At 44.2% G+C, this 22,605-nt stretch carries 23 protein-coding genes; 11 read left to right on the forward strand and 12 right to left on the reverse strand.

What is annotated here, in order from left to right; all coding sequences use genetic code 11:
- Positions 1 to 2: 2 nt before the first annotated feature.
- From lpxD to GFB48_RS06805, 9 genes are all read left to right on the forward strand, one after another.
- Positions 3 to 1,034, forward strand: a complete 1,032-nt coding sequence (lpxD, locus tag GFB48_RS06765; RefSeq protein WP_163933002.1) for a UDP-3-O-(3-hydroxymyristoyl)glucosamine N-acyltransferase — start codon at positions 3 to 5, stop codon at positions 1,032 to 1,034.
- A gap of 12 nt (positions 1,035 to 1,046) precedes the next feature.
- Positions 1,047 to 1,502 (forward strand): 3-hydroxyacyl-ACP dehydratase FabZ, encoded by a 456-nt coding sequence (gene fabZ / locus GFB48_RS06770; protein WP_163933004.1) that lies wholly within the window; start codon positions 1,047 to 1,049, stop codon positions 1,500 to 1,502.
- On the forward strand, positions 1,499 to 2,287 hold the full coding sequence (lpxA, locus tag GFB48_RS06775) for an acyl-ACP--UDP-N-acetylglucosamine O-acyltransferase (protein ID WP_163933005.1): 789 nt from the start codon (positions 1,499 to 1,501) through the stop codon (positions 2,285 to 2,287). The genes fabZ and lpxA overlap by 4 nt, the downstream gene beginning before the upstream one ends.
- 1 nt (position 2,288) lies before the next feature.
- Entirely contained in the window at positions 2,289 to 3,446 is a 1,158-nt protein-coding gene (lpxB, locus tag GFB48_RS06780; RefSeq protein WP_163933006.1) for a lipid-A-disaccharide synthase, read from the forward strand.
- Positions 3,440 to 4,009 carry a ribonuclease HII gene (gene rnhB / locus GFB48_RS06785; RefSeq protein WP_163933008.1) on the forward strand — a complete coding sequence of 190 codons (570 nt, stop codon included), beginning with the start codon at positions 3,440 to 3,442 and terminating at the stop codon, positions 4,007 to 4,009. The genes lpxB and rnhB overlap by 7 nt, the downstream gene beginning before the upstream one ends.
- A gap of 21 nt (positions 4,010 to 4,030) precedes the next feature.
- Positions 4,031 to 7,507 carry a DNA polymerase III subunit alpha gene (gene dnaE, locus GFB48_RS06790; protein WP_163933010.1) on the forward strand — a complete coding sequence of 1,159 codons (3,477 nt, stop codon included), beginning with the start codon at positions 4,031 to 4,033 and terminating at the stop codon, positions 7,505 to 7,507.
- A gap of 30 nt (positions 7,508 to 7,537) precedes the next feature.
- Positions 7,538 to 8,491: an acetyl-CoA carboxylase carboxyl transferase subunit alpha gene (gene accA / locus GFB48_RS06795; RefSeq protein WP_163933011.1), complete on the forward strand. Its 954-nt coding sequence runs from the start codon at positions 7,538 to 7,540 to the stop codon at positions 8,489 to 8,491.
- A gap of 43 nt (positions 8,492 to 8,534) precedes the next feature.
- Positions 8,535 to 9,824, forward strand: a complete 1,290-nt coding sequence (tilS, locus tag GFB48_RS06800; RefSeq protein ID WP_205597693.1) for a tRNA lysidine(34) synthetase TilS — start codon at positions 8,535 to 8,537, stop codon at positions 9,822 to 9,824.
- An 85-nt stretch (positions 9,825 to 9,909) separates the two neighbouring features.
- On the forward strand, positions 9,910 to 10,887 hold the full coding sequence (locus GFB48_RS06805; RefSeq protein ID WP_163933013.1) for an MDR family oxidoreductase: 978 nt from the start codon (positions 9,910 to 9,912) through the stop codon (positions 10,885 to 10,887).
- Between the two features lie 129 nt (positions 10,888 to 11,016).
- Here GFB48_RS06805 and uspE read toward each other — a convergent pair whose 3' ends face one another.
- The 10 genes from uspE to ccoN are packed head-to-tail and all read right to left on the reverse strand — an operon-like array spanning position 11,017 to position 19,576.
- Complete coding sequence (uspE, locus tag GFB48_RS06810; protein WP_163933014.1) at positions 11,017 to 11,940, reverse strand: universal stress protein UspE; 924 nt, start codon at positions 11,938 to 11,940, stop codon at positions 11,017 to 11,019.
- A 32-nt stretch (positions 11,941 to 11,972) separates the two neighbouring features.
- Entirely contained in the window at positions 11,973 to 12,674 is a 702-nt protein-coding gene (locus GFB48_RS06815; RefSeq protein WP_163933015.1) for a helix-turn-helix domain-containing protein, read from the reverse strand.
- Between the two features lie 10 nt (positions 12,675 to 12,684).
- Positions 12,685 to 13,338: a sulfite exporter TauE/SafE family protein gene (locus tag GFB48_RS06820; protein WP_163933017.1), complete on the reverse strand. Its 654-nt coding sequence runs from the start codon at positions 13,336 to 13,338 to the stop codon at positions 12,685 to 12,687.
- Positions 13,331 to 13,495, reverse strand: a complete 165-nt coding sequence (gene ccoS / locus GFB48_RS06825) for a cbb3-type cytochrome oxidase assembly protein CcoS (RefSeq protein ID WP_163933019.1) — start codon at positions 13,493 to 13,495, stop codon at positions 13,331 to 13,333. Before ccoS ends, GFB48_RS06820 begins: the two co-directional genes overlap by 8 nt.
- Positions 13,492 to 15,861 carry a heavy metal translocating P-type ATPase gene (locus GFB48_RS06830; protein WP_163933021.1) on the reverse strand — a complete coding sequence of 790 codons (2,370 nt, stop codon included), beginning with the start codon at positions 15,859 to 15,861 and terminating at the stop codon, positions 13,492 to 13,494. Before GFB48_RS06830 ends, ccoS begins: the two co-directional genes overlap by 4 nt.
- A 1-nt stretch (position 15,862) precedes the next feature.
- Positions 15,863 to 16,336 (reverse strand): FixH family protein, encoded by a 474-nt coding sequence (locus GFB48_RS06835; protein WP_240464838.1) that lies wholly within the window; start codon positions 16,334 to 16,336, stop codon positions 15,863 to 15,865.
- Positions 16,337 to 16,388: 52 nt separating this feature from the next.
- The gene (gene ccoP, locus GFB48_RS06840; protein ID WP_163933022.1) at positions 16,389 to 17,348 is read right to left on the reverse strand and encodes a cytochrome-c oxidase, cbb3-type subunit III; all 960 of its coding nucleotides are present in this window, start codon (positions 17,346 to 17,348) and stop codon (positions 16,389 to 16,391) included.
- Complete coding sequence (locus GFB48_RS06845; RefSeq protein WP_163933025.1) at positions 17,348 to 17,527, reverse strand: cbb3-type cytochrome c oxidase subunit 3; 180 nt, start codon at positions 17,525 to 17,527, stop codon at positions 17,348 to 17,350. Before GFB48_RS06845 ends, ccoP begins: the two co-directional genes overlap by 1 nt.
- A gap of 13 nt (positions 17,528 to 17,540) precedes the next feature.
- Positions 17,541 to 18,146, reverse strand: a complete 606-nt coding sequence (gene ccoO / locus GFB48_RS06850) for a cytochrome-c oxidase, cbb3-type subunit II (RefSeq protein WP_163933028.1) — start codon at positions 18,144 to 18,146, stop codon at positions 17,541 to 17,543.
- Positions 18,147 to 18,157: 11 nt separating this feature from the next.
- Positions 18,158 to 19,576, reverse strand: a complete 1,419-nt coding sequence (ccoN, locus tag GFB48_RS06855; protein ID WP_163933031.1) for a cytochrome-c oxidase, cbb3-type subunit I — start codon at positions 19,574 to 19,576, stop codon at positions 18,158 to 18,160.
- A 230-nt stretch (positions 19,577 to 19,806) separates the two neighbouring features.
- Here ccoN and GFB48_RS06860 point away from each other — a divergent pair, with 230 nt between their 5' ends.
- Together GFB48_RS06860 and GFB48_RS06865 are read left to right on the forward strand one after the other, a co-directional pair.
- Entirely contained in the window at positions 19,807 to 20,247 is a 441-nt protein-coding gene (locus tag GFB48_RS06860) for a hypothetical protein (protein WP_163933035.1), read from the forward strand.
- A 66-nt stretch (positions 20,248 to 20,313) separates the two neighbouring features.
- Positions 20,314 to 21,114: a hypothetical protein gene (locus GFB48_RS06865; protein ID WP_163933038.1), complete on the forward strand. Its 801-nt coding sequence runs from the start codon at positions 20,314 to 20,316 to the stop codon at positions 21,112 to 21,114.
- 46 nt (positions 21,115 to 21,160) lie between these two features.
- Here GFB48_RS06865 and GFB48_RS06870 read toward each other — a convergent pair whose 3' ends face one another.
- Together GFB48_RS06870 and GFB48_RS06875 are read right to left on the reverse strand one after the other, a co-directional pair.
- Positions 21,161 to 22,111: an arginase family protein gene (locus tag GFB48_RS06870; protein ID WP_163933041.1), complete on the reverse strand. Its 951-nt coding sequence runs from the start codon at positions 22,109 to 22,111 to the stop codon at positions 21,161 to 21,163.
- Positions 22,112 to 22,597: a VOC family protein gene (locus tag GFB48_RS06875; RefSeq protein WP_163933043.1), complete on the reverse strand. Its 486-nt coding sequence runs from the start codon at positions 22,595 to 22,597 to the stop codon at positions 22,112 to 22,114.
- Positions 22,598 to 22,605: the final 8 nt, after the last annotated feature.

Genomic DNA, 22,605 nt, shown 5'->3' on the forward strand with positions numbered 1-22,605 from the left:
TTTTGCAAAAGTTCTATTCTTTACAAGAATTGAGCATTCATGTCGGCGGCACCTTAGTGGGTGACGCCGACCTTGCTATTAAAGGGGTGAATACCCTTAATAATGCTCAAGCTGATCAAATCTCTTTCTTGGCCAATGCCAAGTACAAGTCACAACTTAAAGATACTTCAGCCGGCGCGGTACTGTTGACTGAGCAAGCGGCTGCGGATTATCAAGGTAATGCCATTGTCCTAAAAGACCCCTATGTGGGGTATGCACGTATTGCCCAGTTACTTGATACGACTCCAGCTGCTGCTACTGCAATTCACCCGAGTGCGTTTATTGACCCAAGTGCACAACTAGCTGAGGGGGTTGCGGTGGGTGCTAATGCGGTAATTGAAGCAAATGTACAACTAGCAGCGGGTGTTCAGGTGGGGCCTGGTACAGTAGTTGGCCAAGGTTGTAAAATTGGTGAAAATACTGTGCTGCGTGCTAATGTTACCCTTTATCATGATGTGGTAATTGGTGCCAACTCTACGGTGCATTCGGCAACGGTTATCGGTGCTGATGGTTTTGGCTATGCTAATGAAATGGGCAATTGGATTAAAATACCGCAGCTTGGTTCAGTACATATTGGTGATAATGTTGAGATTGGTGCCAGCACCACCATTGACCGTGGCGCTCTAGAGCACACCATCATTGAAGATGGGGTTATCATTGATAACCAAGTACAAATTGCCCATAACGTGATTATTGGTCAAAACACCGCAATTGCGGGCTGTACTACCATTGCAGGCAGTACAAAAATTGGTAAATACTGCATTCTTGGTGGCACAGTTGCTATCAATGGTCATATTGAAATAGCTGACAAAGTTCATATTACAGGTCGCACTATGGTCATGGGTAATATTACAGAGCCAGGCGTTTATTCCTCAGGTACGCCGCATATGGCTAATAAAGATTGGCGAAAAAATGCAGCAAGATTCCGTCAATTAAATGAATTATTTACTAAAGTTAAAAGGATTGAACAGTCAATCCAGTCAGACGACGAATAAATGGTGATTTAGGTGTCAGACAAAAATACAATGAACATCCATGAGATAATGCAATATTTACCTCATCGTTATCCTTTCTTACTTATTGATAGAGTATTGGATTTCACTCCTGGTGAAAGCTTACATGCCATCAAAAACGTGACCATTAATGAGCCTTTCTTTACTGGCCACTTTCCTATTAAACCGGTAATGCCAGGGGTCTTATTGCTTGAAGCTATGGCACAAGCAACAGGGCTATTAGCCTTCAAAACTTCTGGTAAGCCAGCAGATGATGAATTGTATTATTTTGCAGGTATCGATAAGGCACGTTTTAAGCGTCCTGTCGAACCGGGTGACCAGCTTCATTTTGAAGTTAAACTTCTCAAAGATAAACGCGGTGTCGGTCTGTTTTACGGTGAAGTAAAAGTTGATGGGCAATTAGTGTGTAGTGCCGAAGTAATGTGCGCTAAAAGGAAAATTGAAGCATGATCCATGAGAGCGTAAAGGTTCACCCAAGTGCTGTGATCGAAGGAAATGTTAGCATTGGCGCTGGCAGCACGGTTGGCCCTTTTACCTACATTAGTGGCGATGTCACTATTGGTGAAAACAATGAGATTATGTCCCATGTGGTGATCAAAGGACGCACCATCATGGGGGATGACAATAAAATTTTCCCATTCGCAGTAGTGGGTGAAGATTGTCAGGATAAAAAATATGCAGGTGAAGATACTCTTTTAGAGATTGGATCACGCAATGTCATACGAGAAAGCGTGCAGATGCATCGTGGTACGACTCAGGATAACAGTATCACTAAAGTAGGGAACGACAATCTATTTTGTGTTAATGCTCATATTGCCCATGATTGTGTGGTGGGTGATAACGTTATTCTTGGTAACAATGCCACCCTAGCGGGTCATGTAACCGTTGAAGACTACGTCATTTTGACCGCGCTAGTACCTGTACACCAGTTCTGTACTTTAGGCGCCCATAGCTTTATCGCTGGCGGCTCGATAGTTGTACAAGACGTGCCACCCTTTGTCATGGCCCATGGCAACCATGCTAAGCCTGTTGGCATTAATGTGGAAGGTTTAAAACGTCGTGGTTTTGAGAAAGCAGAAATTATGGCTATCCGCCGCGCCTATAAGACCTTATACCGTAAGGGCTTAAAACTTGACGAAGCAAAGCAAGAAATTGCAATTGAAGCTAAAGCGTACCCAGCTGTCGCTAAGTTTTTAGCCAATCTAAGCAACTCCCAGCGAGGAATTATTCGATAAGATGAGCAAGGACAATCTGATCATAGGTATGATCGCCGGTGAAATGTCTGGTGATATCCTAGGAGCAGGGCTTATCAAATCCATTAAAGCGCGCCATCCAACGGCGCGCTTTGTTGGTATTGGCGGCCCTAAAATGCAAGCTTTAGGTTTTGAAAGCCTATACCCAATGGAAGAATTAGCAGTAATGGGACTGGTAGAAGTTCTCTCTAGATTGCCACGTCTGCTAAAAGTCAAAAAAGGGATTATCAAGGATTTACTCGAGATTAAGCCTGATGCCTTTATTGGCATTGATGCTCCAGACTTTAACCTAAGGGTCGAACCTGCTTTCAAAGCGGTTGGTATTCCAACGATCCATTATGTTTCACCGTCGGTATGGGCTTGGCGACCTAAGCGTATTTTCAAAATTGAAGCGGCCACCAATATGGTGTTGTCACTGTTACCTTTTGAAAAAGCCTTCTATGATAAGCACCAAGTCCCTTGTACCTTTGTGGGTCACACCCTAGCAGACGATATTCCCCTTGAGTGTGACCAAGCGGCTGCCAGAGCGCAGCTTGGCTTAGATCAAGCGAAGCATTATTTGGCGGTGCTCCCCGGTTCTCGCCGGGGCGAGTTAAAAAGCTTAGCTGAACCGTTTATTGAAACCATGGCTAAACTTAAGAGCAAGTACCCACAGCTTAATTTCATCGTGCCATTAGTCAATGCTGATAGAAAGCAACAATTTGTTGATGCCATAGAACAAGTGGGCTTCAATCAAGATATTACTTTGGTTGAGGGTAACTCCCGTGATTGCATGATTGCCGCTGATCAGGTGTTATTAGCTTCTGGCACCGCAGCGCTTGAAGCACTCCTGTTGAAGAAGCCTATGGTCGTGGCTTACCGAGTAAGTCCGATTACTTACGCCATTGCCAAACCAATGATGAAGATTGACCGCTACTCATTGCCTAACTTGTTATCGACCAATAAAGACTTGGTGCAAGAGGTAATTCAAGATCAGCTTACGGCAGATAACCTATGTAATGCAGTGGCTAAGCTCATTGATGGCGATAATTCCGCGTTATTGGCTGAATACCAACGGATCCATATTGAATTAAAACAAAATGCATCCGAGCGCAGCGCTGATTGTATTTTGGCTATGATCGAGGAAAGACAAGCATGTTAATTGCTGGTGTAGACGAAGTGGGCCGCGGCCCACTTGTCGGTGATGTTGTCACCGCGGCGGTTATTTTAGACCCGAATAAGCCAATTGCGGGTTTAAATGATTCCAAAAAGCTGTCAGAAAAGAAGCGCAATGCATTGGCTTTAGAAATTAAAGAGAAAGCGTTGGCGTGGTGTATTGGTCGTGCTACGCCTGCAGAAATTGATGAAATTAATATCTTGCAGGCGACTATGGTGGCGATGCAACGTTGTGTGTCTGGCTTGGCTGTAAAACCCGATAAAGTGTTGGTTGATGGCAATCGTACCCCTGATTTTGGCATTGATGCAGAAGCCATTGTCAAAGGGGATGGTTTGATTGAAGCAATCAGTGCGGCATCAATCATCGCTAAAGTAGAGCGGGATAACGATATGATGGCCTTAGATGAGTTGTATCCACAATTTGGTTTTGGCAAACATAAAGGGTATCCAACCAAAGCTCACTTTGAAGCGATAGAGAAGCATGGCATTATAGAACAATATCGAAAAAGCTTTAAGCCGATTAAAAATTTATTAGAACAAAAATCCTAGAGCACAATAGAGCAAGATTACATGCAGCAACCTCAGTTTATTCATCTTAGGCTACACTCTGACTTTTCCATGGTAGATGGTGTCAACAAAGTTAAGCCTATAATTAATAAAGTGTCTGAACTTAATATGCCAGCAGTGGCGATCACGGACCAAACCAACCTATGTGGTTTAGTAAAGTTTTATGGCGCCTGTCATGGTGCCGGCGTTAAACCCATTATTGGTGCAGACTTTTATTTATTAACCGATGAATTGCAAGATGAGGTTTGTCGCATCACCGTCATTGCAATGAATAATCAAGGGTATAAGAATTTAACTTTGCTGATATCTGAAGCTTATTTGCGAGGTTATGTTCATGGTCGCCCTTGTATCGATAAGCAGTGGTTAGCTAAATTTAGTGAAGGCACTTTATTATTATCGGGTGCCAGAGAGGGAGACTTAGGCAAAGCCTTATTAAAGGGAAATTTGGAGCTTGCCCAAGATATTATTGGCTTTTATCAACAGCATTTCCCTGACCGTTACTATGTCGAGCTGATTCGAACCGGGCGGGCCCAAGAGGAAGAATATTTGCATGCGGCGGTCGAGTTTGCCGCAGCTCATGATTTACCTTTGGTGGCGACCAATGAAGTGGTGTTTATTGAGCCCGAATTGTTTGAAGCCCATGAAATTCGGGTCGCTATTCACGATGGCTATACCCTTGCTGATCCACGTCGTCCTAAAAAGTATTCTGAGCAGCAATATTTACGCAGCGAAGAAGAAATGCTGGAGCTATTTAGCGATATTCCGGAGGCGCTGCAAAATACCGTAGAGATTGCTAAACGTTGTAACGTGACTGTTCGTTTGGGGGAATACTTCTTACCTAATTTCCCAACCGGTGATCTGTCTACCGAAGATTTTTTGGTGAAGGTATCTGAAGAAGGCTTGGAAAGACGTTTATTAAAACTGTTTCCTAACGAGACCATAAGGGCTGAGCGTCGTCCTGAGTATGATGAGCGCCTCAAGGTTGAGTTGCAAGTAATTAACCAAATGGGCTTTCCTGGTTACTTCCTTATTGTAATGGAGTTTATCCAGTGGGGTAAAGATAACGGCATTCCCGTTGGTCCAGGTCGTGGTTCGGGGGCGGGGTCGTTAGTTGCATATGCCCTAGATATTACCGATCTTGATCCATTAGAATACGATTTGCTATTCGAGCGTTTCTTGAACCCTGAACGTGTGTCGATGCCTGATTTCGATGTCGATTTCTGTATGGATAGGCGTGATGAGGTGATTGACCATACCGCTGAAATGTATGGTCGTGATGCGGTATCTCAGATCATTACCTACGGTACCATGGCGGCTAAAGCAGTAATTCGAGACGTGGGTAGGGTACTGGGCCACCCCTATGGTTTTGTTGATAGAATTTCCAAGTTAATCCCCGGCGACCCTGGCATGACGTTGGCAAAAGCCTTTGAAGCTGAGCCAGAACTCCCTGCGGCTTATGAGGGCGATGAAGACGTTAAAGAATTAATCGATACCTGTCGTTTACTCGAAGGAACCATTCGTAACGCTGGTAAGCACGCCGGTGGGGTGGTTATCTCACCGACTACCATTACCGACTTTGCTCCCCTATATTGTGATGATGAGGGTAATAACCCGGTTACCCAGTTTGATAAAAACGATGTAGAAACCGCTGGTTTAGTTAAATTCGATTTCTTGGGCTTAAGAACGTTAACGATCATCGATTGGGCCGTACAAATGGCCAACAAAGATTTAGCCAAAGTTGGCAAACCACCGATTGATATTACCTCTATTCCATTAGATGACACCGCGTCATTTAATATGCTTAAACGCAGTGAAACCACGGCGGTATTCCAGCTCGAATCCCGTGGTATGAAAGATCTGATTAAGCGTCTGCAACCGGACTGTTTCGAAGATATTATTGCATTGGTAGCGCTATTTCGTCCTGGGCCACTACAGTCAGGGATGGTAGACAACTTCATTGATCGTAAACATGGTCGAGAAAAGGTATCTTATCCAGATGCTGAATATCAGCACGAGTCTTTAAAAGAGATCCTAGAGCCAACCTACGGCATTATTTTGTACCAAGAGCAAGTCATGCAAATTGCTCAGGTACTTGCAGGCTATACCCTTGGTGGTGCCGATATGTTACGTCGTGCTATGGGTAAGAAAAAGCCAGAAGAAATGGCTAAACAGCGTGGAACTTTCCGAGAAGGGGCCGAGAAAAACGGTGTTGATGGTGATCTGGCGATGAAAATTTTCGATCTGGTTGAAAAGTTCGCAGGTTACGGCTTTAACAAATCCCACTCCGCCGCTTATGCTTTAGTGTCCTACCAGACCCTATGGATGAAGCAACATTACACGCCCTATTTTATGGCGGCAGTGATGTCTGCTGATATGGATAATACCGACAAGATCGTGACGTTAGTTGATGAATGTGAACGTATCGGCCTGAAATTGTTACCACCAGACGTAAATAAAGGGATCTATCGATTTAATGTTGATGAAAATGGCGCGATTGTTTACGGTATCGGCGCAATCAAAGGAGTAGGGGAAGGCCCCGTTGACAATATTTTAAAGGCCCGTGATAGTAAACCCTTTAAAGATTTATTTGATTTTTGCGCTCGGGTAGATCTTAAAAAAATAAATAAGCGGGTGATTGAAAAATTGATCACCGCCGGTGCTATGGATAGCTTAGGGCCCCATCGAGCAGCCATGATGGCGACATTGCCAGATGCCATTAAAGCCGCTTCGCAACATGCTGCAGCAGAAGCCGGAGGGCAAGCAGATCTGTTCGGTCTGCTCAATGAGCATGACTCTGAGCAACAATTGCAACAATTTGTCGATTGTCCACAGTGGCCAGAAAAAGTCTGGCTTGATGGTGAAAGAGACACCCTAGGACTCTTTTTAACTGGGCATCCTATTAATCAATACTTACCAGAGTTAAGTTTTTATACCTCTAACCGCCTTAAGGACATACACCCTACAGGCCGTGGCCAGACCGTTAAAGCCGCAGGACTGATTATTGGGGTTAGGACGATGCTTACTAAGAAAGGCGCTAAAATGGGATCGGTCACTCTCGATGATAAAAGTGGTCGTTTAGAGGTCATGTTGTTTACTGATGCCTATGAAAAGTATCAAGAATTATTAGTTAAAGATAAAATAATTGTCGTAGAAGGAGAGGTCAGCTTTGATGATTTTGCTGGAGGTAATAGAATGACCGCCAGAAATATTGTGGACTTATGTCAAGCTCGTATAGAAAGAGCGGAATCAATAGATATCGACTTAAGCTGCAACAAGATCAATAATGACACCTTAACGCAATTAGAGTCAGTACTTGAACTGCATAAAGGTGGCCAGTTGCCTGTGAATGTGAATTACAGTAGTGATGCTGGTCGAGCTCGTATCAAACTCGGGCAAAATTGGGCGTTAATGCCAACTGATGAGTGTATTTTAGCTTTAGAGACTGTGTTTGGCTCTGAAGCTGTGCGTATTAAGTATTAAGGGGCACTGTGCCCCTACATGGGAATAACAATGAATTTAGATTTTCTCGATTTCGAACAACCAATTGCAGAATTACAGGCAAAAATAGACGAATTAAAAAATATTGCTGCTAATTCTGCTGACTTTGATATTGACGCTGAGCTTAATAAACTGACGGCTGAGCGTGACAGTATGATTAAGAAAGTTTTTTCTGATCTAGAGCCTTGGCAGGTATCGCAATTAGCGCGTCACCCACAACGTCCATATACCTTAGACTACCTACGTTTGATCTTTACTGATTTTGATGAATTAGCAGGGGATCGCGCTTTTGCTAATGATGAAGCGATTGTTGCTGGTACCGCGCGCTTAGGCGATCAACCAGTAATGGTTATTGGTCATCAAAAAGGCCGTGATACTAAAGAAAAGATCCGTCGTAATTTTGGTATGCCACGTCCAGAGGGGTACCGTAAAGCGCTGCGTCTAATGAAGATGGCTGAGCGTTTTAATATGCCAATTATCACCTTTATCGACACCCCAGGGGCCTACCCTGGCGTAGGTGCTGAAGAGCGTGGTCAATCTGAAGCTATTGCGACTAACTTAAAAGAGATGGCCACCTTAAAAGTGCCAGTGATCTGTACAGTCGTTGGTGAGGGTGGCTCTGGTGGCGCACTAGCCATTGGTGTGGGTGATCAAGTGAACATGCTGCAATATTCAACTTACTCGGTAATTTCACCAGAGGGTTGTGCTTCTATTTTATGGAAGAGTGCGGAAAAAGCACCTGCAGCCGCTGAAGCCATGGGCATTACTGCCAATAGAATTAAAGAACTTGGTTTAATTGATGATGTGATTGCCGAACCAGTGGGCGGTGCACACCGAGATTTTGAAGCCATGGCGGCAACCTTAAAAGAAAGTCTACAATCACAACTGAAAATGCTAGAGCAGTATGATTCAGACTCACTGATTGAGCGTCGTTATGAGCGCTTAATGAGCTATGGTTACGCTTAATCGCCAATACCAAGATGATTACGCCTCCTTTAAGGAGGCGTTGTTGCTTCATGCCCAAAACTTTCCGACTATTGCCCTAGGTTATAGTGGCGGTACGGATTCCGAAGTTTTAGCCTTTTTATTGGCTAAGCTCAAGTCAGACCAACCCCAGCTCGATATTCGCCTTATTCATATTAATCACAGAATCAGCCCTAATGCCGATGATTGGGCCAAGCTCTGTCAAAGCCGTGCTGCAAGCTATCAATTGCCTTACTTTGAAAGCACCATAGAGGTATCTAAAGGCGCTAGGCAATCTAAAGAAGCCCTAGCCAGGGAGATGCGCTATCAGCAAATCCATCAATTCTTGGATAAACCCAGTCTGCTGCTTACCGCCCATCACCAAGACGATCAAATCGAAACCTTTATGCTGGCGCTCAAGCGTGGGAGCGGTCCGAATGGTTTGAAGTCGATTGTGAGCTACCAAAGCTTTGCCGATGAGCATGGTTTATATCGACCACTGTTAGATTGGAGCCGAGAAAAGATAGTTGAGTTCGCTAACTGTCATGATATTCCTACCATCAGCGATGAAACCAATTTTGACCTTGATATTGACCGTAACTTTATTAGACACAAAGTTAGGCCATTATTAACAGAACGTTGGCCACAATTTGGTAAAACCCTAAGTCGTAGTGCGGGCTTGATTCATCAAGAACAACAATTGTTGCAAGAGCTGCTTATCGACAAGCTAGCACTATTGTGTGATGAACAAGGGTTATTAGACGTTAGCCTATGGCAACAGCAGTCATCATCATTACAAGGGCAGCTATTACGTACCTATATTGCTAAATTTGCCAATCTGATGCCGTCATTAAGTCAGTTAAAGCAAATGCAGCAACAATTAACGGCGAAAGAAGACGCTAAAGTTTGTGTCAGCTGGGCCAGTTGGCAACTGAGGCGTTTTAAAAGTAAGGTTTATATCATTAAGCCTAGTGCTGTCCCACAACGACAGCAGCTGCCAAAGTTGCCAGAGCAGTTAGATGTAAACGGTCAAGGGTGGCTCCTTCAGTCGTTAGATGACGGTGAAAGACTTCGTAAGCCCAATACTGATGAAGTGATCACCATAGAGTATGGCCTTCCGAGTTCTACCTTATGTTGCCCAAGTTTTAGGGATAAATCTCGCCCCCTTAAAAAGCTCTGGCAAGAGTTGAATGTCCCCCCTTGGCAACGCGAGCAAGTGCCCATGCTTTGTTACAATGGCCAACTTGTCGCAGCATTAGGGTATTGGTTAGATAAACGATACCTCACTCAAAGTGAAGACGGCTTTTACCCAACACTTATCTCGTCAGCACGATAATGATAAAGCGAACCATTGCATAGGGTAATGCTGTAAAAACCGTATACACTTAAGTCATTAATTGACCATAAGGGAACGGAACGCCATGTTTAATGCCTTAGTCCTTGAGCAGCAGGATAAAAAGACCATTGCTGCAATTAAACCGATAAACTTAGATGATCTTTACCAAGGCGATGTCGTGGTGAAGGTGAGTTACTCATCACTGAACTACAAAGATGGCCTAGCGATCACGGGTGCTGGCAAAATTATCCGTAATTTTCCGATGGTACCAGGCATTGATTTTAGTGGGGTGGTGCATTTTTCTGAGCACCCTAAATATCAGGTTGGTGATGAAGTCATTCTAACGGGCTGGGGCGTGGGCGAAACCCACCCAGGTGGCATGGCGGAGTTTGCCCGTGTTAAAGGCGATTGGCTAGTTCCTATGCCAAAGGGTTGTGATGGCCTTAAAGCGATGCAAATTGGTACCGCTGGTCTGACGGCTGCTTTGTGTGTGCAAGCATTAGTGGATCATGGCATTACCCCTGAACAAGGGCCAATACTGGTCACTGGTGCTAGTGGTGGCGTAGGTTCGACCTCGGTGGCACTGCTTGCTAAACTGGGGTACGAGGTTGTTGCAGTATCAGGCCGCAGTAGTAATCATGAATATTTAAAGAGCTTAGGGGCCACTCAAATTTTGGCCAGAGATGAATTTGATATTGATGGTCGTCCATTAGATAAGCAAAAGTGGGCGGGTGTGGTCGATACCGTCGGCAACAAGGTGTTAGCCACAGCCTTAACGCAGATTAATTATGGCGGTGCTGCAGCCATTTGTGGTCTCGCTGGAGGTTTTGCCTTACCCACCACGGTAATGCCGTTTATTCTGCGTGGTGTTTGCCTTTTAGGCATAGATTCAGTTTACTGCCCATATAGTAAACGTTTAGCGGCTTGGAAGTTTGCCTTAGACAACCTAGGGGAAGATTACTTTAAGCAAGCCACCACACTAGTGTCACTAAGCGACGTTGAGCAACAAGCCCAAGACATTGTCGCCGGTAAAGTAACAGGAAGAGTGGCGGTTAAATTATAACGCACGGCTAGAGCCTACAGCACGTCACTACGTGACTACAGGACGCAAACTTTGTTTGCTACTGCCCAAGCGGTAGCCACGAAGTGGCGTCCAGTAGGGCGCAGCCCGTCCAGTGAGCTGTAAGCTAACTTAGGCTAGTGGCGATACATACCCTTCAGGTTTTAGGGCTAATAAATCACAGTTAAGATTGTCAATCACATGCTCAGCAGTGTTGCCAATTAATGCGGCCGAGAAACCCGTTCTTCCGACCGTACCTAGAATGACCAATTCAGCATCAATTTGTTGAGCTAATTCAGGAATAACATCTTCGGCTAGACCTTCTTTGAGATGACAGTTTTCAAGATCAATATCATGTTCTTGGGCAAGCTCGACTACCGCATTTTGATGTTGGTTTTTGATTGCTTGGTTGTAGGCATGGGGATCAAAATCTGGCAGTTCAATGGCAATGTTGACCGGGGTGCTAGGGTAACCGTTCACCATATGTAAATGCCCTTCTAGTTCCCTTGCTAAGCTTGTTCCCGTGTCTAGTATTTGCTTGTTAAGTTGTTGATGAGCACCATCTTCGGCCGCAACATTGACCGCTGCGAGCACTTTACCGCCTACCGGCCATTCATGATCTTTAACCAGTAGAACTGGCACAGGAGATTTGCGCAATAAATGCCAGTCGGTTGGAGTAAAAATCACTGAACTGAGCTTGTCATGCTGGTGTGTCCCCTTAATAATCATATCAAAGTTATGCTGTATGGCTTGTTTGATGATCGCTTCATAGGGGCGATTGTGCCAAATAAGTTTGAGGTCGACTTGGCAGGGCGCTTTAATGTGGGCTATGACATCTTTAAGCCAAGCTTGTTGTTCTTGCAATACCGCATCACGCATGGCTTCTCTTTCCTCACCGGAGAGAATTGAGGTCATTTCATATGAGTAATCAAAAATGGTTAATAAGGCAGTGATCTTGGCATTGGTTCTTTGCGCTAAGGTACAGGCACGTTCTAGCGCAGGTTGTTGCTGCTCAGCGGGGTTGATTACAACTAAAAGATTTTTAAAGCGCTTCATCGATAGCTCCTGTTATGTCAATTAGTTTTAATTTACTGCTCTACTAATTGTTTTAGTCCATTTAAATCAATAATTTCTACTTGTTTACCAGTAATTTTAATTAGATTATCTTTCTGCAACTTATTGATAAAGCGACTGACGGTTTCAATGGTCAGGCCTAAATAATTACCGATATCTGTTCTCGTCATTGCCAGTATAAAAGAATTTGCAGAAGTTACCCTATTTTTTAATCTAGAGTCTAACTCGATCAAGAAATAAGCCAGTTTTTGTTGGGCAGTCTTCTGGTTTAAATTTAAGTGTACTATGCTAGTGTTATTCAGTTGTGATGACATTAAGTTTAGTAGCAAACGAGCAACTTCAGGAATGTTAATGCTAAGCTCATCAAAATGAGCAAATGGCAGTTTACACAATACACAAGTATCAAGTGCTACGGCCGTGGTTTTGTATGTGTCACTGCTAATACTGTCTAGACCGATGACTTCACCAGCATGATAAAAATCGATGATTTGTTTTTGACCAGAAGCATCAAGTTTGAAAGCTTTTACGGTGCCACTGACGACCACATAGATACCGCTAAACAACTCGCCAGTCTTATATAGGTTGTCACCCTTGTGAAAAACAGGGGTTCGCTGTAAATGTCGCTGAAATAATTCAACGTCATTGTGCCCCAGATGGCCAGGCAGGCAGAGTGTGTTGAACTGGCAGTGATTACAAGTTAAGGTCGCAGTCGTCAAGCTTCATTCCTTACCACTGGTTAAATACGATATAACCAGTATGAATTCCAAATATTAGCATAATAAGGCCACAAGCTAATCTTACCCTTTGGCCCTTTACAAAGTGTACTAGTTTACTGAATGTTCCTACCGCTAGCATAGCTGGTAAGGTCCCAATTCCAAAACATATCATAATTAAACTGCCAATATAAGGGGTTGGGCTAGCGAGTGCCCAAGCAAGTGCGCTGTATACTAAACCGCAGGGTAACCAACCCCAAAGCATCCCGCTGATATAAGCTTGAGACATTGACGATGGTCGGATCCACTTATTAGCATAGGGCTGTATTTTGCCCCAGCTAAATTGGCCTATTTTTTCGAAGAGACTAAACCAGCGGCCGATGTTCAGCAGCTGTAAACCAGCCATGATCATCAAGCAGGCAGCAACAATTCTTAATCCAAGAAGAGTCTTCTCAGCATCAAATAATTGTTGCATTGCCAGATTGGCACTGGCAATCACGAATCCCATCAAGGCATAGCTACTGATCCTACCTAAGTTATAGGAAACTAAAAATTGAGTTTTATTATTTAGACCAATGGCTCCAGCTAAGCCACCGCACATGCCTACACAGTGTCCTGAACCCATCAGCCCCATAATCAGAGCACCAACTAGGCTGACTTCAATCATGTTTTTTATTTGAATTATCATGTTCATCAAATAGTATTGATGAACCATGTTTTTCTAGATCGTCAAATTGCTCTGAGCGAACCGCCCAAAAGAAAACCGCTACAGCAATAGCCACAAAAATCATTGCAATAGGGATCAGGATGTAAATAATACTCATAACTTTAATTTATTCAGTCGTAATGAATTGGAGACCACAAGCACTGAGCTTAAGGACATGCCTAATGCTGCCCAATAGGGCGCGACCATGCCTAACATAGCTAAGGGAATAATAAAGGCATTATAGGCCAGTGACCAAAACAGGTTTTGGTGCATGATAGCACGAGTAGCTTTAGCAAGGCCAAAAGCCTGCACAATTGCCCCTAATTTATCGTTAGTGAGCACTAAATCCGCCTTAGATTTAACCAGCATAGAGCCACTTACCATAGCGATGGATAGATGACTGCTGGCAAGCACTGGGGCGTCGTTAATGCCATCCCCAAACATGGCGGTATTATTGTTATTAATGGTTTTTAGTAGCTCAAGTTTGGCAAAGGGATCCAATTCGCCATGGGCCTGTTTAATGCCCAGCTCATTGGCGACTTTATCAACGGTTTGCTGTTGATCGCCACTAGCCATAACAATGTTCATGCCTTTTTGGCTAAGTAAGTCACAGGTCGCTCTGGCGTCACTTCTTAGGGGATCATGTAACTCAAAATAAGCGACAGCTCGGCCTTCACAACTTAAGTAAACACATTGGCCATCTTGGGCGCTTTGCTCGGTAAAGCTGCTATTGCCTAAACGCCAAAGCTTACCGGCAATTATGCCTGATACCCCAGCACCTTGATGGTGTTCGATGTTATTAGCGGTTACTGTTTGCTCGGCCGCGGTTATGAAGGCTTTAGCAATTGGGTGCTTAGAACCTTGCTCCAGGGCCGCGGCAATATCAATTACCTGCTGGGCTTGATAATTGTCGTCTAAGGTGTGAGTTTGATTAAGGCTGATTTGGCCTTGGGTCAGGGTGCCGGTTTTATCAAAAATCACATTCTTAATTTGTACTAAACGTTCAAACACATCGGAACGTTTTGATAATAAGCCAATCTTTTGCAACCTTAGGGTGCCGACGGTAATGGCGGTTGGGGTTGCTAGTGATAGCGCACAAGGGCAACTGGCCACTAATACTGATAGGGCAATCCAAAAGGCATCTTCTGGGGCGATTTGTAGCCAAACGATATAAGTCAGTGTCGATAGCAGCAAAATGGCGGGCACAAAATACTTCGCCACGGTATCAGCCACTTCAGCTATTTTCGGCTTAGCAATCGTCGCTTGATGCTGCAGGCGAATAATTTCACTGACCAGTTGGTCTTGGCCCACTTTAGTGATTTCAATAATGATAGGGTGTTGAGTGTTGAGTGTTCCCGCGTAGACTTCATCGCCCATTAGCTTGCTAACAGGAATCGATTCACCGGTCAGCATCGCTTCATCAACGGCAGAGTTACCCTCAACAATGACACCATCGGCAGCAATGGTCTCACCACTGGCAATGCTAATTCTATCGCCCACTTTTAGCTTTTTAGCGGCGACCATGGTTAATCCTTCGGGGGTCACCAAATGGGCTGAAAGCGGTATTAATTTATGTAAGTTACTGGCATGTTCAGAGGCGCGCTGACGGGCTTTTTGTTCAAAATAGCGTCCCATCAACAAAAAGAAAGTAAACATGGATACCGATTCAAAATACACTTCACCAATACCAGTAAAGGTGGCGTAACAGGAACTGCCAAAGGCAATTAGTATGGCGATGGAAACTGGGGTGTCCATATTCACCTGTTTGTTCATCGCAGCCCTAACGGCGCTAAAGTAAAAGGGTTGTGCTGAATATAGGACGACTGGGGTGGCAAATAACAAGCTTACCCAGCGGAAGTAATCACGGTATTGTTGTTCGAGGTCGGTAAAAAAGCCAGCATATAGGGCTAAGGCAAACATCATCACCTGCATGGTGGCAAAGCCTGCAAGGCCAACCCTAAGCAGAAATTGTTTCGATTTTTTATTGTCTTGTTGTTCGTTACCATCCATTACAAACGGCGCAGCTTGGTAACCAATAGCTTGAATTTGACCGAGTATTTCACTCAGGGGTAACTGTTGTTGCTGCCACTTAATGGTGGCCCGAGAAGTGGTGGCATTAACATTAATATGGATCAGCCCCGGCAGACGTCTTAGCTTACTTTCAATCAGCCAAGCACAGGCGGAGCAGGTAATGCCTTCAATAGAGATCAGTGTTTCACTGGTATCACCCTCAAGGTGAACAAATTCTTGCTGGATTTCTTCAAGGTCGAAACTTTGTAAATCGTTTAATTGGTCAATAACCTGCTGGTTATTGCCCGGCTCACTGCGATAGGTGTAATAATCAATTAAACCATTTTCAACAATCGCACTGGCAACACCATGGCAACCAATACAGCACATTGGCTCTGGTTTACCATTAATTTCTACATTTAAATCGATACCGCTAGGAATAGGGTCATTACAGTGAAAGCACTGGTTACTCATATTATTTTATTTCTATGCTTTGGTTAATCGGCAAAATAATTTTGCTGTACAGCTTCCATTGACCGGTAGGCTCGTTGATTTCCATTTCCCACTTGCCCTTAGCTACATCTTTATTGATAAGGTAGTTGCCATTACCATCGGCAGTCACTAACCATTGGCTATCAAGCTCTGGAAGGGTAGCATGGGTGAAGCTGATATTTAATGCACCAAAGTAAGTGTCTTTAGAATGCTGTCGCAGTAAAAGACCGTCTGCGGTTTGTTGTAGCTCGAATTGGTAACCCAGTTCACGGGCTTTTTCTACTTTAGAAAGGTCAAGGTTAATGCCTTTGCCTTTTTTATAGTAGTCTGCGGCTACCACAGAATCGCCATAAACCACGGCAATATAGACGGTATAGAGACTCGCTACCACCGCACACATAGGTAGGATAATTAAAAACCAAGGCCAAAACTGCTTATACCAAGGTGTCGTTTTCATAATGTTTCTCGCATAAAAAAAGGGGCTCTTGCGAGCCCCTTAGTTGAATGTGTTACTGAGCTGAGAGGCTGTAAACGTAAGCTGAGATTACGTGTACCTTATCTTCACCTAGTACCTCTTTCCATGCTGGCATCACCCCGGCACGGCCATTCTTGATTGAGTAAGCAATGTCTTCACGAGAACCACCGAATACCCAAGCTGTGTCAGTTAGGTTAGGCGCACCCATAAACTTGTTACCTTTAGCGTCCATACCATGACAGGCGAAACAACCTTTCATGAATGACATTTGGCCTTTAGCAGCAAGCTCTTGGTCAACACCAGCACGACCCGATAGGTTTAATACGTGCTCAACAAGACCAGGGATTTCTTCGTCAGTAATTGGTAGACCACCTTTTGGTGGCATCATACCGCGACGACCGTTCATGATAGAGGCTTTAATGGTTGCAGCGTCACCGCCGTATAACCAAGCTTCATCGGTAAGGTTAGGGAAGCCTTTGTTACCTTTAGCGTCAGAACCATGGCACTGAGCGCAGTTTTGTAGGAATAAGCGTTGACCTACTTTTACTGCTTCAGGATCTTGCGCGAGCTCTTCAACGGTTTTTTCAGCAAATTTCGCAAAGATAGGACCATAAGTCGCATCTGCACGTTCAACTTCTTGCTGATATTGAACGTTAGCAAACTGAGCACCGTCTAAGTCTTGCTCACGCACGCCATCATGGTTAGTCACGGTGTTGTGCTGTGATGAAGCCCAACCTAAGGCGTTACCAAAGCTTACTAGTCCTGGGTAAAGGGCTAGGTAACCTAAGCTAAATACGATTGTGGCAACAAACATATAGCTCCACCACTTTGGTAGGCCATTGTTCATTTCTTCAATGCCATCGAAGGTGTGGCCCATAGACTCACCTTCTTTAACGCCAGTGTCGTTACGGCTACAGAAGTAAAGTAGCACGGCACAGGCAAAAATTAGGCCCAAAGAAATACCTGGGATGAGCCAATTAAAAATGTCATTCATTATTTTGAATCTCCTGAGTCAGCTTTTGACTCTTGCGGCTTTTGTTCATCCGAGAACACCAGATTAGCGGCTTCGTCAAAGCGCTTTTTTTGTCTTGAACTGTAAGCCCAAGCAAAGATGCCAGCAAAAATAATCATCATAAGGATGGTTAAAATGCCTTGGAAAGTACCGTAATCCATAGTTCCTCCGAAATTATTTCAGTGCGTGACCAAGTGACTGTAGGTAGGCGATCAGAGCTTGCATCTCTGTTTTACCTTCTACAGCTGCTTTCGCGCCTTTGATGTCATCTTCAGTGTAAGGAACACCAAAATTCTTGAAGATAGTCATCTTATCAGCGGTAAGCTCACCATCTAGTACGTTCTCTGCCAACCAAGGGTAACCTGGCATGTTAGATTGAGGTACAACATCACGAGGATTAATTAAGTGAACACGGTGCCACTCATCTGAGTAACGACCACCAACACGAGCAAGGTCTGGACCAGTACGCTTAGAACCCCATTGGAATGGGTGATCCCAAACTGATTCACCCGCTACTGAGTAATGACCGTAACGCTCTGTTTCAGCACGCATAGGACGAATCATTTGCGAGTGACAACCGTAACAGCCTTCACGGATGTAGATGTCGCGACCTTCAAGCTCTAAAGCTGTATACGGACGAAGACCCTCAACCGGTTGAGTCGTGTCTTGTTGGAACATTAGCGGAGTAATTTGTACGATACCACCCAAAGAGATAGCAAATACAATAAAGATACACAGTAAACCAATGTTCTTTTCTACGATTTCGTGATTGAATTTCATAGTGCTATTCCTTATGCCTCAGCTTTTAAGCTGCCTTCAGGCGCTTTAACGGTTTTAATTACGTTGTAAGCCATCAGTAGCATACCTGCTACGAAGAACATACCACCAACCCAACGCATAAAGTAGAATGGGTAAGAAGCTTCTAGAGACTCAACAAAGCTGTAAGTTAGAGTACCGTCAGAGTTAACTGCACGCCACATTAGACCCTGGGTCACACCAGAAATCCACATTGCAACGATGTACAGCACTGTACCGATAGTGGCTAACCAGAAGTGGGTGTTCACTAGGTTAACTGAGTACATGCGGCCTTGGCCAAACAGTACTGGAATTAAGTGGTAAATAGAACCAATCGACACCATTGCAACCCAACCTAGGGCGCCAGAGTGAACGTGACCTACAGTCCAGTCAGTGTAGTGAGACAGAGCGTTAACTGTCTTAATTGCCATCATCGGGCCTTCAAAGGTAGACATACCGTAGAAAGACAGAGATACCACTAGGAAACGCAGCACTGGGTCAGTTTTTAGTTTGTCCCAAGCACCAGATAGGGTCATGATACCGTTGATCATACCACCCCAAGAAGGCGCGAATAGGATAAGTGACATCACCATACCTAGTGACTGAGTCCAATCTGGAAGCGCAGTGTAGTGTAGGTGGTGAGGGCCAGCCCAAATGTATAGGGAAATTAGTGCCCAGAAATGAACAATCGATAGACGGTATGAATATACCGGACGACCCGCTTGCTTAGGAACGAAGTAATACATCATACCTAGGAAGCCCGCAGTCAGTAGGAAACCTACTGCGTTGTGACCATACCACCACTGTACCATAGCATCAATCGCACCTGAGTAGATTGAGTAAGACTTCATTGGGCTTACGGCAACACTCATAGAGTTCACGATGTGAAGTACCGCTACGGTGATAATGAATGCACCGAAGAACCAGTTGGCAACGTAAATGTGAGACACTTTACGCTTAGCAATCGTACCAAAGAATACGATAGCGTAACAAACCCAAACCACAGTGATAGCAATATCAATTGGCCATTCTAGTTCTGCGTATTCTTTACCTGAAGTGTAACCTAAAGGCAGAGATATCGCGGCAGATAGGATGATAGCTTGCCAACCCCAGAAGGTAAACGCGGCCAGTTTTGGTGCGAATAATTTGGTTTGACAGGTACGCTGAACCACATAGTAAGAGGTTGCAAATAACGCCGAAGTACCAAATGCGAAAATAACTGCATTCGTATGAAGCGGGCGAAGACGTGAGTAAGTTAGCCACGCCGTATCGAAGTTTAGGGCTGGCCATACTAATTGTGCTGCAATTAAGACACCGACAGTCATGCCAACTATACCCCATAAAACGGTCGTTAGGGCAAATTGACGAACAACGGTGTAATTGTAATCAGCATGAGATGGACTGGAATTGGTCATCGTTTATTTTCCACTGCTTATTACTTTTTACTTGTGTAAAAATATTGAACTCGAGTAAATACCTATTGTTTTGCTTAAATTGATTTTTATCCTATAAAAATTAATTTAAGCTTGTTTTTCTCTAGGCGTCAGCATAATACTTGAGCTGACTCAAAAAAGATAGTTGCTAAAGTATAGATATGTTGATCTAGATCAGGTCAATTTTAAGATTGTTAATAGGGAGAGTGAAGTTGCAACGTTTTTGCTTGTTTAGTGTGCAATGTGTGTTGATTTTGTTGATAATTAGTTGTTCTGAGCCCAGTGATAATTTTGCCGATAAAACAGATTCTAGCCTCTGTAATCAAAATCCTGCCGCTTGTTTTCTACAATTGAAAAATAATCAATTGCAGCTAATCATTTCTGAACCATCAGCTCCCAGTGGTCAACCTTTCTCAATGATTTTGCAAACGGCAAAACCCATTACTAATGTTACTGCAAAATTAGCGGGTCGTGATATGTATATGGGCGAGTTACCAATTCACTTCGATGCTATCCAAGGCGGTCATCAAGCACAAATAATGTATGGCAGTTGTGCCAGCAATTATATGGTGTGGCGATTAACAATAAGTTTTGATAACCAGGGGCAGCGTGAATTAGTTTGGTTTGATTTTTTAGCTGATAACTACCACTAGCGCTCATACTTTAAACGCTGTTGGACTGCTTTGCTATACTCAAAGCAATTTGAAGGAGACAAGTGCATGAAAAACAGCTTTTTAATTCTATCATTACTGACCGCTTTTATGGTGCCTGTAGCAGCAGAAACCGCCGCAGAGAAAATGGCCAAGCAGTTGCAGGACCCTCTGGCTTATATTTCTGCAGTGATCACTGAAAATACAATCAATATCAATCAAAAAGACGAACTTGGTAATGATAGGAATAGTTATGACTTTCAAATTCAACCAGTATATTCGTTAAATGTGTCTGAGGACTTTTCGTTAGTACCTAGGGCGGTGATCCCTATTTCAGGCACGCCAACGGGAAATAGCTTAACGGGTGAAGAAACTAAGTGGGGTGTTGGTGATTCTATTTTGCAAATGTTTGTTGCCCCTAAGGTGGATTCTGACATTAAGTGGGGTATTGGCCCCCAGGTATCCCTAGCAACCCATTCAAACGACAGGCATAAGGGCCCCGGCAACGGCGCGGGTATTGCGGGGGTGTTAGTCGCCGGTGAGGGAGCTTGGTCTTTTGCCTTTATTGGTCATCACCTATGGGGCGAAGATGGTTTTTCTACCACCACAATGCAGCCGATTGTGTATTATAACTTTGAAACCATGCCAGGGGTGTTTGTTGCCTATAACAACAACTGGAGTTATGACTGGAATGGCCAAGGCGATAAATGGACCATACCTTTAGGCTTAAGTGCGGGTAAAGTGTTAGACCTTGGTGGCGGCTACGGCCTTGAGTTTTTAGTCGGCGGCTATAAAATGGTGGCCCATCCTGACAGTGGCCCTGAATGGCAGGGCAAGTTTGGACTTTCTTTAGTGATGCCTAGGGATTAATTCGGTGCCATCAAGCAAAGGTCAACTACGGTTGACCTTTTGTGTTTTAGGGCTTGAAGTGTTCGATATAGCCCATCATTAAGGCTGTTAATTTTGAGGCTGTTAACGCGGTAATATGATTGACATCTTGGTGGGGCACCAATTCAACCACATCAAAGCCACAAACATGGCCTTTGGCCGCTTTTGCCAGCTCATACAAACATTCTTTTTGCTGTTCAAAACTTAGGCCGCCTGTTTCAGGGTGGGTGGTACCCGGCACGACAATGGCGTCCATGGCATCAATATCTAAGGAGACGTAGGTTGGCGTGGCTGGGTCGATGATCTGAGTCATTAGTTTGTTGATATCAGATTTGCAAACATCTTTAACACTAATAATGTTAATCCCGGCTTCACGGGCTTCTCTAAACTCTTGCGCAGTAGAATTGCGGGCACCAATTACTGTGATGTTGCGTACGAAAGGTAAGGCGCGAATATGGCGAGTTTGGGTGCCGTGGTTAAACTCAGAATCCAATGGCATATTGGCAAAGTCTAAATGGGCATCAAAATAGACAAAATCCATCACCTTTAGGCTATTAGCATAAGCACGAATGATAGGGTAGGTAACCGAATGGTCACCGCCAACACAAAAAGGTACAGCACCAGCGGCTAAAATATGCTTGACGCTGTTAGTGATCCGCTGTCTTGTTAGCCGACCTTCTCCAGGGGAGATCACCACATCACCCACATCACAGATTTTCGTTCCTTCTAGTAAGGTGATGTCATAATCGACATCATACAGCCCCACATCACCGACATCGTAAAAAATGGTGACAGGATTATCCCTAAGGGCATTGGGCATCGCCGACTGACCGGTTTGAATGTAGGGAATAAAAGACCCCTCACTAAAAGGGATCCCTAACATGGCATATTGGTAATCTTTAATTTGCTCAGGCTCGACCCTTGCGGCGCCCATAAAGCTGCGGTTTGGGGCATAAAAATCCGGTATGCTTTCACTCATTTAGCTTTCCTTGATGCGGTTTCTATTAGAAAAATGACTGGAATCCGGCATGCCTTGAATTTCAATGACATTACCAAATGGGTCACGGCCGTAGCACATTTTCATCGGCTCAGTGCCGGGGTTATCAATCAAGTCACAATGCCACTGCACGCCTTTACGGGCTAATAAGGCATACATGTCTTCCACTTCCTCAAGACTCACTTCGAAGGCCAAGTGGGTGTAGCCTAAGTCACTGACAGGACGGTGGGTTTGACCCTTGTCCTGTGGAGAAGTAAATTCAAATACTTCTAAAAAGATATTCCCAGCATCAAATAAAGCGGACTTGGCGCTGGCACCTTTTACGGCGGTGATTTGATCTACCGTGGGTGAAGCAGCAAATTCGTGCTGATCGATAACTTCCATGCCAAGTACTCCGTGATAAAACTCAATGGCTTGCTGTATTGATGGTACTGAAATACCAATATGATTAATGCTTTTTGCTTTCATGAATATCC

Origin of the sequence: Paraferrimonas sp. SM1919 (genome assembly GCF_010993985.1) — a bacterium.
Lineage (GTDB): Bacteria > Pseudomonadota > Gammaproteobacteria > Enterobacterales > Shewanellaceae > SM1919.

Excerpts from the sequence above, each read along its gene's own strand:
- GFB48_RS06830 (WP_163933021.1), bottom strand. The coding sequence starts at position 15,861 with ATGAGTAACCAGTGCTTTCACTGTAATGACCCTATTCCTAGCGGTATC.
- GFB48_RS06805 (WP_163933013.1), top strand. The coding sequence starts at position 9,910 with ATGTTTAATGCCTTAGTCCTTGAGCAGCAGGATAAAAAGACCATTGCT.
- rnhB (WP_163933008.1), top strand. The coding sequence starts at position 3,440 with ATGTTAATTGCTGGTGTAGACGAAGTGGGCCGCGGCCCACTTGTCGGT.
- ccoO (WP_163933028.1), bottom strand. The coding sequence starts at position 18,146 with ATGAAATTCAATCACGAAATCGTAGAAAAGAACATTGGTTTACTGTGT.
- ccoP (WP_163933022.1), bottom strand. The coding sequence starts at position 17,348 with ATGAATGACATTTTTAATTGGCTCATCCCAGGTATTTCTTTGGGCCTA.
- GFB48_RS06845 (WP_163933025.1), bottom strand. The coding sequence starts at position 17,527 with ATGGATTACGGTACTTTCCAAGGCATTTTAACCATCCTTATGATGATT.
- ccoN (WP_163933031.1), bottom strand. The coding sequence starts at position 19,576 with ATGACCAATTCCAGTCCATCTCATGCTGATTACAATTACACCGTTGTT.
- accA (WP_163933011.1), top strand. The coding sequence starts at position 7,538 with ATGAATTTAGATTTTCTCGATTTCGAACAACCAATTGCAGAATTACAG.
- ccoS (WP_163933019.1), bottom strand. The coding sequence starts at position 13,495 with ATGAGTATTATTTACATCCTGATCCCTATTGCAATGATTTTTGTGGCT.
- GFB48_RS06865 (WP_163933038.1), top strand. The coding sequence starts at position 20,314 with ATGAAAAACAGCTTTTTAATTCTATCATTACTGACCGCTTTTATGGTG.
- uspE (WP_163933014.1), bottom strand. The coding sequence starts at position 11,940 with ATGAAGCGCTTTAAAAATCTTTTAGTTGTAATCAACCCCGCTGAGCAG.
- lpxB (WP_163933006.1), top strand. The coding sequence starts at position 2,289 with ATGAGCAAGGACAATCTGATCATAGGTATGATCGCCGGTGAAATGTCT.
- GFB48_RS06835 (WP_240464838.1), bottom strand. The coding sequence starts at position 16,336 with ATGAAAACGACACCTTGGTATAAGCAGTTTTGGCCTTGGTTTTTAATT.
- dnaE (WP_163933010.1), top strand. The coding sequence starts at position 4,031 with ATGCAGCAACCTCAGTTTATTCATCTTAGGCTACACTCTGACTTTTCC.
- GFB48_RS06820 (WP_163933017.1), bottom strand. The coding sequence starts at position 13,338 with ATGATTGAAGTCAGCCTAGTTGGTGCTCTGATTATGGGGCTGATGGGT.
- lpxA (WP_163933005.1), top strand. The coding sequence starts at position 1,499 with ATGATCCATGAGAGCGTAAAGGTTCACCCAAGTGCTGTGATCGAAGGA.
- GFB48_RS06870 (WP_163933041.1), bottom strand. The coding sequence starts at position 22,111 with ATGAGTGAAAGCATACCGGATTTTTATGCCCCAAACCGCAGCTTTATG.
- GFB48_RS06875 (WP_163933043.1), bottom strand. The coding sequence starts at position 22,597 with ATGAAAGCAAAAAGCATTAATCATATTGGTATTTCAGTACCATCAATA.